Here is a 14,635-nt window from a genome sequence, read left to right as displayed (position 1 = left end):
GTTACTTCATGATAAAAAAATGAATAGAATATGCATCTGTGATCAAGCTTATAGTCTCAAAAGTGATCAAATAGAGTTACATTCGATAAAAAATATTGATTATACCCCACTTTTTCAGAGGTCTCCCTTGCGGAGTTCCTCTGATGGTACAGCCATTCTATCTAAGTCTTGTGAAGACAATCACACTGCTTTCATCTCCGTCAACACTGTAATTTCAGTTGGCTGTTCATCCTTCTTTGTATTGGTTATACAATCATCTTAGAAGCTTCTACAACATTCTATATTAAGGGATATAGGCACTCGGCATATAAGGATAATTTTCTTTAACACATTTCACGACTCTAATCAATTTTCAATGCCTGCATGCGGTTCACTTATGATTGATGATGGCAGTACGCCCGTCGCTTCTTCGGATGCACGGTGAAAGTACCAAAACGTCTCCTGTTTCGGATATTCAGGGTGGTGCACACACTGAACATAAGCTCCAAGTCTTTCGACGAATTCGGATTTAATTATGTGGAATTCGGTATCTGGCAAGAATATGTGAACTATATCCATTGCGGGTTTACCAATATTTTTCTCATTTAAGAAAGGACTTCTTCCCATCTCCCCAGCCATAGATGGAGAGCGATGATGGTAAAACTTTAACACCCAATTTGTCTACAAGTTAATTAGATCGACTTAGGAACTCAGCAACAACAAAGTTCACTTTCTCACGAAATACTGCAAGTCTGGCTCCAGGGTTCTTAAGTTCTTCTCGGACAAACTCCTCGCTTTCCAATCTCATACCCTCTAAAGGATTGTTCTGAAATAGCAGATTCCAATGAACGTCAATCGTAAACTTCTGAATTCGGTTCCCATATTCATCCTAATCATTAGCAAAATTTACATTTCGAATTACACATTTGTTAGTGAAATCGACCCCTAAGTGTTCAGTAATAAACAAATCAGCCTCTTCAAACTCACTTGCAAGTGGTTTCACCGTCATTTTTCTATCTCCTTTTCTTTCTATTGATTATGGTAAAATTGTAGAAGCAGAGTTACTCTCACTATTCAGTGATACAAAGGATATTTTCAGGAACTTAATTACAAGCCAAGAATGTGATATAAAATGGACCTATTGTCTGTTTCTTGAGGAGCGATAATGTTTGTCACAGTCCGTAATGAATCAATCAGTAAACAATACAACTTCGATTCAGACTTCTACAGCTATAACAAGTATGCCACATGACGCTTGGTATGTAATAGGTGCCGATATTGCCACCATACTCAGTCCCATTATAGCTCTTGTGGGCTTTTTCCTTGTCTATCGGCAGATTAAATTATCAAAAGATGCGATTGAGGAGTCAAGAAAACAGACTGAGCAGATGACGATTCAAACAGAACTGTTACGGCATCAACAAGAGAACTTCCAAAATCGAGAGGCTATTATTCAAGCAACCAAGAAGGAAACTATACTACCAGAAAAGTTCCCACTCTTGGATCTTTTCATTGGCGGATACGTGAAAAACCCTGATTTATCTGCAGAATTCAACGTGGTGCTCCTATCAAACATAGGCAACAGTATTGCATTGAACATTAAACTTTATGCAACCCCAATTGAAGGCAATGACTTGCATGAGGTCTTCAATAAGAATGCTTTAGCATCAAACGCAAATCAGGGGTTTTCGTTCAAGTTTAGGTCCGAGTCTCTGAGAGTGAACGCCACTTTTTCCGATCCAATTGGAAACTCATATAAGCAATCGTGGGATATACTGGGAACCAAAATAAAATCGTCGCAAAATATCACACTGGTCGATGCAGCAGATGAACAGAATTGATGGATTTCTGTCGGACGGTCACGCAAGTAGAATCATCATGACCTTTGTGATCAATTCTGCAACTTCCTTATTGTTTCCCAAACCCTGCATGCAACTGCACCTTATAGACAGTCACGTTCACACCATCTCGCTCAAGCTCACGAATCGCCCATCTGATTTTCCTAATTCGATACGAGTTGATATCCTCCGTAGCTTCTTATAGCCTCTCGGCATTTGTTTTTTATTGATTCCTCAAGGCTTGGTGGTCTTGAGGTTTTTCGTTTCCTCCACCACTGACGTGGTCGTCGCACCTTCTTAGGTTTGAAAAATGGAAGTTCCCTTTCGAAATCCGCCGAAATAACACCTCGAAAATCCACAAATAACACTTGACATGTAAAAACTACCCCAATAATCGCGACGGAGAGCCTTACCAACTCTATCCTTCGCTGAAAGGGGTAGTCCCCCTCATGTTACCTGCTATTCGTGCTCATGCACAATACCAATCTTTTGTCCTCGAACAGTTACGCGCCCATTATTCTGGTGGCATTCTCGTGCTGGTCGCCAAAGACTGGACATTCATTGAAAAGTTCTGGAAGGTCGACTTATCTAGTACTGCATCTTTATGAATCGCAAGTACGCCACGCGTGGTATTCAAGCCACTGACCCATCCAATCTGCTACGTGCTTACTTGCTCATGCTGCAGGTCGGGCGAACTTCCATCACGGCTTGGTTCGACGATTTGCGGCGGGTTCCACTCTACGCCATCATCAGTGGTTTTGAGCCGGGCCATACGCCGGGTGTCGGCACTTTCTATGACTTCGTTGCTCGTCTTTGGCCTTTAACCAGCTCTCATATCTCAGGCCAGCTCAAACCAAAGCGCAACAAGAAGCCAGTCAAAGGCAAGAAGGGTGAAAAAGCACCCACTACGACACCCAAAAAGATAGAACGATTGGTCAATCGCCTCCTCCTGCGCCGTCCTACGCCACGTCCTTTGTCCACTGACATCCTCATGTCCTTATTTCGTGAGCAGTTTGTGGAAGTCTCCGTCAGACTTGGGCTCATCGGTGATGTGTCCGCGCTCTCAGTCGCTGGCGACGGAACGCCGATTCGTACAGCTGCCTTTCCTCGAAGTAAGCGCATCTGTTCCTGCCTTGCGCAAGGAATTCCGGACTGCACTTGCAATCGCCTCTATTCACAACCCGATTGCAACGTAGGATGGGATAGCCATCGCAACTGCCATGACTTCGGCTACCATCTCTACATGTTCACGGCTTCCGACAGCCACGCAGACCTTCCGCTCTATCCAAGGCTTGGACCCGCCTCCCGCCATGACTCCGTGTCGCTGGTCGTGAGCATCAAGGAGTTTGAACAGTACTATCCGAACTGGCATTGGAAAAGGATATTGCTCGATGCCGCCCACGATGCCATGCTCTTTTATCGCTACTTCGAGTCCTAAGGCACCTGGTATTCAGTCAATAAAGTAGACACTCCAAAACAGATAAATTATAAGTTTTCATATGCTACTATGAGTACTTTTGTCCTACTTAATTTGCTTAAATTATCACCTTTTAAAAATATCTTCTTTCATACTCAATCGGGGACATGTAAGCTGTTGATAAGTGAATGCACTCACGATTGTACCACGCTTCGAAGTAGGGCTACTCACTCTTGCATTTAGTCATTCCATAGCGTCATTAATAGCGAGTTTATTCATGTAGAGACGTACAAAACGCGCAAACGGGCGCATAGAGACATCTGGGAGTACATCAAGATTTGGTATAACAGGTTGCGGATTCATTCTTCGATTGGATATAAGACTCCTGTGCAATTTCAATCTATGTTTTTCAAAAATGTGAACCAGCAAGCTGGCATAAAATAACGATATATCAGACTGTTTTGATATTTTTTTGTTCGGGGGTGTCCACCATATTGACTTAATACCATTGTTGTCCGCTTCCGAATGTTCAAGTAGAGATTCCGGGACAAATTTGCCCAAGCTCTTTGCTGGACTAGAAACTAGGTGGAGTTAACATTTTTTCTTGCCCGACAGTTGTTTAAATATTATTAATTTTTATAAATATGGTATAAGGTATTCAAATACAAACATATTTTACTCAGTAACAACATTTATTCCACGACCTTCAGGGGGACGACCACAAGGGTATCCCCCATAGTCACTCCAGCAAACTACATACTGTCGAAGTAAGGGTATGATATTCGCATCCCGGAATGCACGCATCTTTCTCCATCGATTCCATCTCTCCAGGGTAGCAATGATAAAATTGCGGATGCATACCACCTAGCCTCCTTACACCTGTGACCAGCCCTACGAACTGAATTACTTCATGTGCTGCTACGCTCACACTAAAGGGGAACACGTTTTGTCTCGCTAATAGTGGACTAAACTCAGATCCAAGCCCTTCAATATACGTGGGATCATCTAGTTTACCTTCCCGGTCGAGCGCGACACCTTCTCGTGTAATGGCACCCAAACACATCATACAAGCGTGTTCAGGACCAACAATGTGTATCCGCCAGTCAGCGTGAACCAGCTTGCCGCCGGCCACTTTTGCGAATATACCTCCATCAACAACTGGGATCAGGTGACCATAAGCCAAGGCATTCAAAATGTGCCGAGGATAGGAACGGTCAACGCACGAGAACAACACATCGCAGTCAAGCGCTGCACGCAGGCCTTCGTCACTAGTTACCTTAGCGGTGACAGCGGTCACGGTTAGAGTGAGCGCGGTATGTGTAGATTCAATCAACCGTTTTGATAAATCCACTTTGGCCGTACCCTCTACGGCATCTTGAAAAACAGCACCTAGGGTGCGGTCTAAGTTTCTTTCCTCGATGCGATCGTGATCAATAAGCGTAACTCGCGAAATCCCCATACGGCTTAACGTTTCAGCAACCACACTACCAACACTTCCGAGACCAATGATACCTACATGTACATTTGCCAACTTGGATTGATTCTCTTCACCCCAACAACTAACTGTCGCTACTTGGGATGCAGTTGACGCTATCGCCGTTAGATCAGGGTGATAGGTTATTCGAAGTTCCTTCCCAACGACTCGAACCGTATTAGCCCAGCGAATACGGTAGTCCAGTTTAGAATGTCTTAGCCACGCACGTGCACTCCATGCCCCATCTGTGCCCCACGTTAATCCTACTAACGGATGGCCTGTGCGCCCCGAGACCGCAGCCGCCAACCGATCACGTTCAGCGACGATGTCGTCTTCACTCATACCTTGCCAGCCTGGTCCTAAGTGACTATGCAACAGGGCAATCCCATATTCATTCCCCGCTTCTTTCAATACCCGTTGTACATAGTCTGGTGAAAACGAGACGTTTCCATGTAATTGACGTTCGCCATCAAGAGGTAAAACCAAACGTTCCAAAATCACTGTGTAACGCTTGTGTCCCCGACTTGGACGCCATAGGGCGAAGGTGAGGTCTTCCTGTTCGGTACCTTTATGGAAGTGCTTCCTCAATTGCGCGTCCAGTGCGTGTGTCATCGCTACCGAACAGCTCATATCATCAAAATCTGTTAGGTTTATCATCAGTGCACCTCACTAAAAATCGTCGCGATTTGTACCACAAAGGCTTTGGGAGTAGGTATACCGCGCAATAATCGGCTCCAATATTGCCATTCAGCCCCGATTCCACTTGCTTGTGTACGAAGGGATGACTGCATGTCCATCGGCACAAGATGGGGCTTGGTGTGAATCGCGGCGGGTGCAGTGTAAGGTGCACCCGCCGTCTTGAGAATACCAATGTCGGCCTTGGTTCCCTTCAAACGTCCCGATGTAATTTCGTAGTCATGTATCACGAGATACGTATTACCGTCTTTGCCTGTTAGGTGGTCAACTGACCACCCAATTCCGACGAGATGGTCAACCAATTCTTGATGAGTCATTAGTGTTACCCCCTTATGAAGTCTGGGTTTGTCCTTCAAAGAGTGCTGTAAACCGCTCGCGTTCGTGGATTTCTATCTCTTCCGCGTAGTCCGGATATTTATGGTCACCTGCATCACGCACCAAGCGATAATTTTCAAGGGGTACAAACCCTGCTTCAGTTAAGATGGCACCGACAGTTACCTTGTGAGACGACATCAGCACTTCTTCTCCGCTGACAATAATCATGATGTCCTTACTCTTTGCGTGTTCCATCGACAACGCCTCCTAAATGGGTTCTTGTCTACCTATTACCAATTCCCACGCAAATCTCTCAGTGAACTATAAATTTTTTTCATGTCGTTGATACAGTGATAGTAGTCACCTATAATGAGATAAAGGATATCCAAATAAAGGGGTAATGTTGGTGTTCGACTACGAAGAGAGTACACCACAAAAAGCTCTGACAAAGCCTGCTAGAGCCTTGGGAGAAAAACTTGCGAAGCAGTATTGCACAACCCCCCCAGTGGATGTAGAAAAAATCATCATTGAAGTGTTTGGGCTTCACCTCGTGAAATTAGAACTACCAGTAAACGTATCGGGTAACGCAGATTTAGACAGTCAAGAGATTTATATAAACACAAAAAAGCACCCTGTACACCAAAGGTTCACTATGGCACATGAACTTGGGCATCTGGCACTTAATCATAAAGTTCGAAAGTGGACGGAGTATGCGGATGTGAATGAAAGCTCTCCAGACAAGCCTTTGGAGGAGGAAGCGAACGCATTTGCTTCTGGATTGTTAATGCCCGGCTATCTTTTGAAGGAAAAAATCAAAACAATGAAACCAAAGGAAATGGCTCAGTTGTTCCAAGTCAGCGAGGAAGCGCTATGGTATTCGCTGCGCACCAATCGGATTATTTAAGTGCCAACATCATGCGTGACATACACATGTTTTGTCACGCATTTTAGTTGTTTCGCTGAAGATCCAAAATAAAAGCATCCCGTTTTCTAATTTCACGATGCCGTTGTATCGAAATTTGGGTCTCTATTAGTTCGTTTTTTCGTAAATTAGCGTCTAAAGTATGGTGCGTACGGGCAGCGATTGTCTGTTGTGGTAGCCGTGCTCTCAAGGAGTCATCCAGTAAAGGATGGTTTCGAACGACACTTATGAAATCTGAAAGCGGTACATTAAACCTTTGTGCCATCTTGTTCAATATGACAGGAGTTAAGTCCCAAGGAAACAACACGTCATCGTAAATTCTAATGATGTCATCCATGGATATTTGCACTACACTTGACAGCTCACGCATTGTTAGGCCCAAAGCTTGTGCTTTGTGCGCGACAAACTGACCAAATGATAAAACTCCTTCGTCGAACTCATCGTCCGTATCAGTGAGTGTTGGTACCTTAATTTTACCGCGTAAAATCGCAAGGTATTGGTTTTTTCCGTTAAAGATTTCGTGACGACGTTCAGTTAAGAACTGTAAGTCATGGTCTCGCGATTGTTCTGTCACTGTAACCACCCATTTCGATTCATTTTCGATTAGGTACAGGTGTTTCAATTTCAAGAATTATTTCTCGCAGCTTCTCTTTTGCCCGATTCAGTGTCCGTGAAATATCATGAGTTGTCGTTCCTAGCAACTTCGCTGTTTCGGATGTAGATAACTCGTGAAATGCGCGGCAATAAAGGACTTGAAAGTACTTTAAATGTTTCCGATATAGTATTTTCATCGCTTTGCGAACGATTGTCACATCGTGGTTTTTCAGAAGTAGTTCTTCTGGAGTCGATTCCATATCATCGACCCACTGGCCCCCATCTTCAACGAGCTGCTCAAGAGACTGTTCATTCTGTTGATTTTTTTGACGAGCGAAATGTTTTCGTATCGTATTATGTACAAGCCCATCCACCCAGTTCTTAAATGTACTCATCTCGGGATTAAAATTCCCTTTATGAATACCGCTAGAAATTTCTGCCAGCGCCTGTTGAAATAAGTCCTCGTGCAGGTAATTGTCGTTGGACAGCCAGCTGCCCGTATAACCCCTATACTTCTGAGAAACTTCTAACCGGATATGATAAAGGAACTGGTTAAATTCCTGTTCATTCGGTGTTGTTCCATCTCTCAATACAACATAAATGGGAAAAAAACTCGACGCCACTTCAATCACCTACCCGTCACTCGCCACTATCTATTGCTTACTATACCCGAAATCTCTCACCACAATCATTCAAATATAAGAACATCCTAGGTATCAATGGTCATGGATGTCCAATATGCTTCCCTTCCTATGATGTTTATTCTCCCCCTACTCTCTCACACCAGTTGATACCCGCAGAAAATATTGTCCGTGATTTAAGCTACCTGTAGCTTAATCTGATTACTTATTGAGGGACAGGAAAAGTGGACCTCTGTCAAGTTACTGTACACAAATCGAAGAACTATTTTATCAAATGTAACGTAAAGCCCCGCACTTCAGTTATGATAATATTATACTTATTTAGTAAACTAAACTTTCGCAGGCCGTAAATTGACGTCGAGGCTTGCTGTCATTAGTCTTATTGGTGATCCATTATCGATCTTGACCATCTAATTTACACCAATGAAAAAGCATCCTTAGTTTGGTAAAATGCGTTTGCAAAAACAAATCAACCAAGAAGAAGGATACTATGACTATGATAGCTCATTTGTCTACTTCTCGACAACTCCCAAACTCTTTTAAAATTGTATTTGACAATCTTCATATCTGACATCACCTTCGGCGTGCTGGCATTACAAAGAATGTTGGGTTTTACTACCTATCCCTCTTTCGCATCATCCCAATGTTTGTTTTTCAGCATAAAAATTGCTTCCGTATGTTCGAAAGTTAGGACGCACATGCGCTACCTAGTCAAGATGACGTGTGCCGTTTCCTCAATAATCCCCGCTTCCCCTGGCTCAAATTTTTACTCTCGCTGTCTACACACACGGTGCAATAGGTGCAGCCACTTATGTCCCATCGAAATGTACTGGTGTTGATCGTAGATGACTTCGTTTACGAATGAGGGCGTAGTCGTGCGGTGGGGTTATTGGCTCGTGTCCATGATCATACGGTCAACCGATTCGTTAAAGGATTTCGCATGCTGACACTCGGATGGTCTGATGGCCATACTTTTGTCCTCATCGACTTTTCTCTCCTCAGTTCCTCAAAGAAGGAGAATTGATACACGGAAGCGAACGTTCGCATGGACAAGCGGATGGTAAGATATAAACGTCGTTAAGAGGCGGTCCATTCGACACCCGATGCGGTGATCCAACTCATTGGTCACGCGTTACAAGCGGGCATACCAGCCAATTGCGAACTCATGGATAGTTGGGTTACCCATCTTCCCTTACTTCATGAGTTGCATCAAAAAGGGTTGTTCGTTATTAGCATGGTGAAAGCCATGAAATAGCGATTTCAATGGGAAAACCAACTGCATACTTTGCATGAACTTTTTCAAATCGCCAAGCCCCACTTTAGCCGCAAGCAGATTTTGTCGTCTGTATGGGTGGAACTGGAGACTAGTCTACTAGGTAAGATTGTGTTTGTGAAACATCGTCACAAAAAACGAGAATGGTTAGCCATTCTTAGCACAAACGTTACCCTATCATTTGAAGAAATCATCCGGATCTACAACATGCAGTGGGATATTGAAGTCTTTTTCAACGCATGTAAATCGCTGCTCCGATTGGGCAAGGAATTTCAGGGTCGCTAGTACGATATGATGATAGCGCATACCACCATCGTATGTACTCGCTATATCATGCTGGCTTGAGAATCGCTTAAAATGGAGGATCTAAGAACCCTTGGTGGTTTATTCCGCTTAATGCGTGACGAATTGGTCAACCGAGACTGGAGTTTGGCTCTTCATGATCTCTGGTCACTCGTTGAACCGATTGCACAAGGAGTCGCTATTAACTTACAGCAGGTGCAGTGGCAACTTCTAAATGGATATCCTCTCTGCCTAGTTATATCAAGGGGTATCTGTCACTTTTGACATGCGAAAGTTGAGTTAATAAGTATATTCATATAAAAGTTGGAGGTGCTAATCGACAACTTGTTCCTTTAAAAAATGTATCTGGATGCAAAACAGCATATGAATGACCTTACGGCTAAGCAAAAGGCTGAGGGTGACAGCCTACTTGACACGCTATAGTTTATCAATAAGATTAATACTACATTTTCATACTAATTCATATCAAATCTAATATACTCCATTCAATTATAGATTCAGTATGTTATAATGATTCAGTCTTAATCGCAGGGCAATACCAGGAGGAAAAGCAAATGTTTAACGAACCTGAAAAGTGGTCAAGCCTTGAAGAAATTGCCGAGCATCTCGGCGTGAGCAAGGACACGATCCGCAACTGGATTAAGAAAGGTGTCATTCCGCATCGCCGCATAGGCAAGCAGTTTAAGTTCAAGATTTCAGAAGTGGACGCTTGGGTTGATAGTGGCAAGAGCGCTGAGATCGAATGAGCCGCCGATGTCCATTGAGGTCATTAGGCGTGAATGGGTGAATAAAACTATGGGTTTAACTATGCCGTACAACGGCTCCCTGACTTCCGAACAGTTTCTCTTCTATGAAATGAGGATTGTTTCAAAGCAGTATCTTGAAGGCGGGCCAATTGAAGATATCATCGCATACATAAAGCGGGACAATCTGTTCCAGTACCCAACGGAGCGCAACATAAGCAAACTCGCCCGCGCCTGTTATAGACGACTTATTGCGCTTGGAAACCAGACATTGATATACGAGGTGGCGACCGCTCCCATCGAAGTGGCAAAGCAAATTAACCTCTATGCGATGATGCGGTACAATCGCCTTGTCCGTGAGTTTATGGTTAACCTGGTCGGTGAGAAGTACCGTCAGCAGGACTTTTCTTATACCCGTAAGGACATCAACGTGTTTTTCTCCCGCTTGAAAGAGCAGAACGATGACGTAGCGGCTTGGAGTGAGCAAACAGTTACGAAGCTCAAGCAGGTCATGACCAAGTGCCTAATAGAAACAGAGATGCTCGACAGCGTGAAGGATACCGCACTGAATCCAATTTTTATCAGTTCGGAACTGGAAATGGGTATCCGCGAAAATAACGACTTGACCGCACTTGCCGCATTCAACTGTTTCGGATAGGAGCGTGACTATGGGAGACATCAAACAAGAACTTGATAAAATAAAAGGGCGAATATCTGACTCGAACTTTCTAGCCAACAAGGGGCTTTCCAATGAGGTGGGAATTCATGTCTTCAAATACGCGCCGCAGTACGAACTGATCGTCCGCGACTACATCGAGCGGCTTCTCCACACGCCGTCCGACGACTACAGAGTCATTGAGCGGGATATGTACAAGATTTTAAACGAAATCTTGGAGGAGAAGCGGGTGCTTGGCACCGTGCCATCTCTTGAGGAGAAAAAGGGTAAGGACTATCTCCTGGCTCAACTTCAGAAGATAGCTACTCCGGAAGCCTTCCTTGCCAAGATGAAGTACGAGTCGCACCAACGCGGTGATGTGCTGTTCCTGACGGGCATAGGCAAGGTGTATCCCTTTATGAGGTCGCACAAGATGCTCGACAGTATGCAGCAGGTATTCTCGGATATACCGATTGTGATGTTCTATCCGGGGGAATTTAACGGACAAAGCCTAATCCTGTTCAATAAGTTCCATGATGGCAACTACTACAGGGCTTTTAATTTGCTTTAACCGGGGGAAAACACATGAAGATTCAGAGCATGTTCCGAAAGGACATCAATCGTGACATTAACGGGGTCATCAAGGTGGCGCAGGATGATGAGCATAGCTTGGTTCAGGAACTCAGCGAGTACATCATCACCAAGGAGCTCCGTCGCCATTTTAACACCTTCTTTGATAACTACTCAAAAGCCATAGATCACCCGACCGACAAAATTGGGGTCTGGATTTCGGGCTTCTTTGGAAGCGGTAAATCCCACTTCCTGAAAATGCTGTCTTACTTGTTATCCAACCGCGAGGTGGCGGGTAAACACGCCGTGGACATCTTCGGGGATAAATTCGGCGACCCAATGATGTACGCCACAGTCGTCCGTTGTGCCCACATTCCTACAGAGTCGATTCTGTTTAACATCGACATCGAAGGACCCATGAACAAAGACAAAACGGCAGTTCTGCGCGTGTTCGCCAAGGTGTTCTACAACCACCTTGGTTTCTACGGCGAGGACTTGAAGATAGCTAAACTGGAACGTTTCGTGGACAAACGCGGCAAGACCGACGACTTTCGCAGAGCCTTTGAGGACATTAACGGCACGCTGTGGGTAGAGAGCCGCGATTCCTACGCTTTCTTTGAGGATGACATCGTGTCTGTCCTGCAAAGTGTTTTGGGCATGAGTGAAACTGCCGCCCGCAACTGGTTTAATGGCGAAGAGAACACCGACATGAGCATCAAGCAACTCGTCGAAGAGATTAAGGAATACGTCGACAGTAAGGGTAAAGACTTCCGGCTTCTGTTTTGTGTGGACGAAGTCGGACAGTACATTGGCGACGACAGCGACCTGATGATGAACCTCCAGTCCATCGTAGAGGAAGTGGGTAGCAAGTGTCGTGGCCAGGTATGGGTGATGGTCACCAGCCAAGAAGCCATCGACTCCGTTGTGAAAATCAGTGGTGATGACTTCTCCAAGATTCAGGGCCGTTTCAACACCCGCCTATCGCTGTCCTCCGCTTCGGTGGATGAAGTCATCAAGAAGCGTATTTTGGAAAAGACCGAGGATGCAAACGCATTTCTTAAAATGGTCTACGATAAGGAACACGCCGTTTTGAAAAATCTCTTTACGTTCAACCATGCGGTACTGGACATCAAAGGCTACGCCGACGGTGCGGAATACTCCGCTACATACCCCTTCGTCCCCTATCAATTTATCATCATACAAAAGGTACTCGCCGAAATTCGCAAGCACGGTAATTCCGGCAAGCATCTATCTGGCGGCGAGCGTTCCATGCTCTCGGGTTTCCAAGAAGCGGCGCAAAAGATACAGGGCAAAGACGAGAATGCACTGGTGCCTTTCTCACAGTTCTACGACACGGTGCATACCTTCCTTGAAAGTCCGATACGCCGCGTGATTGACCGCTGCCAGACCGCCGCCGAAAACCACGATGGTTTGGAGCAGTGTGATGTGAGCGTTCTGAAACTGCTCTACCTCGTTCGTTACATCGATGATATCAAGGCGAACATCGATAACATCGCCATCCTTATGGTGGACGATATCCGCACGGATAAGATAACCCTGCGGCGTGAAATTGCCGAATCCTTGGAGCGTTTGGAGATGCAGAACTACGTCGCCCGCAGCGGTGATACCTACTCATTCCTGACCGACGAAGAACAGGACATCGCCATTGACATCCGCCATACATCCGTGGACAGCACGACAATCGTTCAGAGCATTGGACAAACGATTTTCAGCGAGATTTACCCGTCAAGGAAATACAAATACAACAAATATGACTTTGCTTATGACCAGTACATCGACGAAAGCATCGTCGGTGCGGCTATGGGCGGGGTACGTCTGCGTTTTGTCACAGTCGCTAGCGACTACTATAACGCCCCTGAAGCAAAACTGATTATGGACTCGCAAGTCAATAACGAGGTTATTATCCTACTTTCGAACGAAGCCCAATACTTTGAAGAACTCGAAATGGCCGCAAAGATTCGCAAGTACATCAAGCAGAAGAACGTGTCTCAGTTGCCGGAAAGTGTTCAGGACATTATCCGCAAGCGTCAGGCACAGGCGCGGATACTTGAAGAAAGCGCAAAGGTGCAGATTGACAAGGCTATCATGGGTGGGACGTTCTTCATTTATGGTGAGAAAGTCGAGATCAAGCATGGCGACGCTAAGGCCAAACTGGACGAAGCTTTGAAGCAACTAATCGAAGGCGTCTACTCTAAATTAAATCTCGTGAACACGTTCAGTGAGAGCGACGCGGATATTTTGACTATCCTCCATGGTGAACCATTGCAGGGCAGCTTTGTAGGAATGGGAGGCAATAACGAGTTTGCTTTAAATGAAATCAGCCAGTGGCTTGAGGAACGGCATATGAGCCACGTCCCCGTTTCCATGGGTGATGTACAGCGTCGCTATCAGGCGATTCCCTACGGCTGGCGTGAGGTGGACATCGCCGCACTTGTGGCAAGGCTAATCGTCTCACAAAGAATCGAAATCCGCTATGGCGGTGCCGTCGTCGGCAAGGATGACAAGAATCTGGTCCGCTATTTGCGCGTTAGATCTGAGGTCGACAAAGCAAGCGTGAGCCGTCGAATGGCTCCATCAGAAGAAGATATGCGCAAAGCCGTCAAGTTTCTGCGCGACTGGCTCGGTCAACTGAGTATCGCAGAGGACGAGGATGGTTTGCTGCTGTTTGTTAAAGACACGCTGACCGCGAAGAAGCAACGCTATGAAGAGCTCCTTACTGAATACAACCACGACCGCTATCCACAAAAGGAAGTGGTGATAAGCGCCCGTGACCTGATGGTGGAGATTTTCTCACAGAAGAACGATAATGTGGCTCTTTTAAAACGCTTACTTACAAAGCAAGACGACCTGATTAACTGCTCTGAGGATATGGAAGAAGTCGAAACCTTTTTCAAATCACAAAGAGCCATCTTTGATGCGGCGCGGAAACTCCAAAACGACTTGCAAAACGAGCGAGACTACTTTGTTACCGACCCTGATACAGGTGGCAAAATCAGCGAGATTTCCAAAATTCTCGCTATGCCGAAGCCTTACGGACGGATGAAAGACCTCTCCGACCTGATGCAGTCTGGTATTAAGTCAATATGGTGGACACACCGAACAAAGAATATCAAAACAGTCTGACGGATTGCACCTTGGATTTAGCTTGCCTTTTTGTTCGCTTTTTTGAAATACATTGATTGGAATTGTACAGG

The 14,635-nt window shown here is 45.1% G+C and carries 13 protein-coding genes and 1 pseudogene; 9 read left to right on the top strand and 5 right to left on the bottom strand.

Going from position 1 to position 14,635, the window contains the following annotated elements:
• Positions 1–1,148 precede the first annotated feature (1,148 nt).
• The 4 genes and pseudogenes from MM817_RS15465 to MM817_RS17595 form a co-directional block, all read left to right on the top strand.
• On the top strand, positions 1,149–1,820 hold the full coding sequence (locus tag MM817_RS15465; protein ID WP_241716800.1) for a hypothetical protein: 672 nt from the start codon (positions 1,149–1,151) through the stop codon (positions 1,818–1,820).
• A 446-nt stretch (positions 1,821–2,266) separates the two neighbouring features.
• Complete coding sequence (locus MM817_RS15460) at positions 2,267–2,425, top strand: hypothetical protein (protein ID WP_241716798.1); 159 nt, start codon at positions 2,267–2,269, stop codon at positions 2,423–2,425.
• On the top strand, positions 2,422–3,255 hold the full coding sequence (locus MM817_RS15455) for a hypothetical protein (RefSeq protein WP_241716796.1): 834 nt from the start codon (positions 2,422–2,424) through the stop codon (positions 3,253–3,255). Before MM817_RS15460 ends, MM817_RS15455 begins: the two co-directional genes overlap by 4 nt.
• 234 nt (positions 3,256–3,489) lie before the next feature.
• Positions 3,490–3,678, top strand: a pseudogene (locus MM817_RS17595) (IS3 family transposase); the annotation flags it as partial.
• A gap of 295 nt (positions 3,679–3,973) precedes the next feature.
• Here MM817_RS17595 and MM817_RS15450 read toward each other — a convergent pair.
• Genes MM817_RS15450 through MM817_RS15440 form a run of 3 tightly spaced genes read right to left on the bottom strand, consistent with a single transcriptional unit; the run spans position 3,974 to position 5,974 of the window.
• Entirely contained in the window at positions 3,974–5,365 is a 1,392-nt protein-coding gene (locus tag MM817_RS15450) for a ThiF family adenylyltransferase (protein WP_241716795.1), read from the bottom strand.
• The gene (locus MM817_RS15445) at positions 5,365–5,721 is read right to left on the bottom strand and encodes a hypothetical protein (RefSeq protein ID WP_241716793.1); all 357 of its coding nucleotides are present in this window, start codon (positions 5,719–5,721) and stop codon (positions 5,365–5,367) included. Before MM817_RS15445 ends, MM817_RS15450 begins: the two co-directional genes overlap by 1 nt.
• Before the next feature lie 13 nt (positions 5,722–5,734).
• A complete protein-coding gene (locus MM817_RS15440; protein WP_241716791.1) occupies positions 5,735–5,974 on the bottom strand; it encodes a hypothetical protein in 240 nt (79 codons plus the stop codon).
• Positions 5,975–6,125: 151 nt separating this feature from the next.
• Between MM817_RS15440 and MM817_RS15435 the strand changes: the two genes are divergently transcribed.
• A complete protein-coding gene (locus MM817_RS15435) occupies positions 6,126–6,623 on the top strand; it encodes an ImmA/IrrE family metallo-endopeptidase (RefSeq protein WP_241716789.1) in 498 nt (165 codons plus the stop codon).
• A 43-nt stretch (positions 6,624–6,666) separates the two neighbouring features.
• On the opposite strand, the gene MM817_RS15430 is transcribed toward MM817_RS15435, so the two are convergent.
• Together MM817_RS15430 and MM817_RS15425 are read right to left on the bottom strand one after the other, a co-directional pair.
• Positions 6,667–7,215, bottom strand: coding sequence for a hypothetical protein (locus MM817_RS15430; RefSeq protein WP_241716786.1), 549 nt, complete (start codon positions 7,213–7,215; stop codon positions 6,667–6,669).
• 19 nt (positions 7,216–7,234) lie between these two features.
• Positions 7,235–7,858 (bottom strand): sigma-70 family RNA polymerase sigma factor, encoded by a 624-nt coding sequence (locus MM817_RS15425; protein ID WP_241716784.1) that lies wholly within the window; start codon positions 7,856–7,858, stop codon positions 7,235–7,237.
• Positions 7,859–10,006: 2,148 nt separating this feature from the next.
• Here MM817_RS15425 and MM817_RS15420 point away from each other — a divergent pair.
• The 4 genes from MM817_RS15420 to brxC are packed head-to-tail and all read left to right on the top strand — an operon-like array spanning position 10,007 to position 14,564.
• Positions 10,007–10,198, top strand: coding sequence for a helix-turn-helix domain-containing protein (locus MM817_RS15420; protein ID WP_241716782.1), 192 nt, complete (start codon positions 10,007–10,009; stop codon positions 10,196–10,198).
• 37 nt (positions 10,199–10,235) lie between these two features.
• Positions 10,236–10,853: a DUF1819 family protein gene (locus tag MM817_RS15415; protein ID WP_241716780.1), complete on the top strand. Its 618-nt coding sequence runs from the start codon at positions 10,236–10,238 to the stop codon at positions 10,851–10,853.
• A 10-nt stretch (positions 10,854–10,863) separates the two neighbouring features.
• A complete protein-coding gene (locus tag MM817_RS15410; protein ID WP_241716778.1) occupies positions 10,864–11,421 on the top strand; it encodes a DUF1788 domain-containing protein in 558 nt (185 codons plus the stop codon).
• A gap of 14 nt (positions 11,422–11,435) precedes the next feature.
• On the top strand, positions 11,436–14,564 hold the full coding sequence (gene brxC / locus MM817_RS15405; RefSeq protein WP_241716776.1) for a BREX system P-loop protein BrxC: 3,129 nt from the start codon (positions 11,436–11,438) through the stop codon (positions 14,562–14,564).
• Positions 14,565–14,635 lie beyond the last annotated feature (71 nt).

The organism is Sulfoacidibacillus ferrooxidans (assembly GCF_022606465.1).
Classification (GTDB): domain Bacteria; phylum Bacillota; class Bacilli; order Alicyclobacillales; family SLC66; genus Sulfoacidibacillus; species Sulfoacidibacillus ferrooxidans.
Note: the sequence above shows the minus strand (reverse complement) of the source record. Positions and strands in the feature narration are given on the sequence as shown.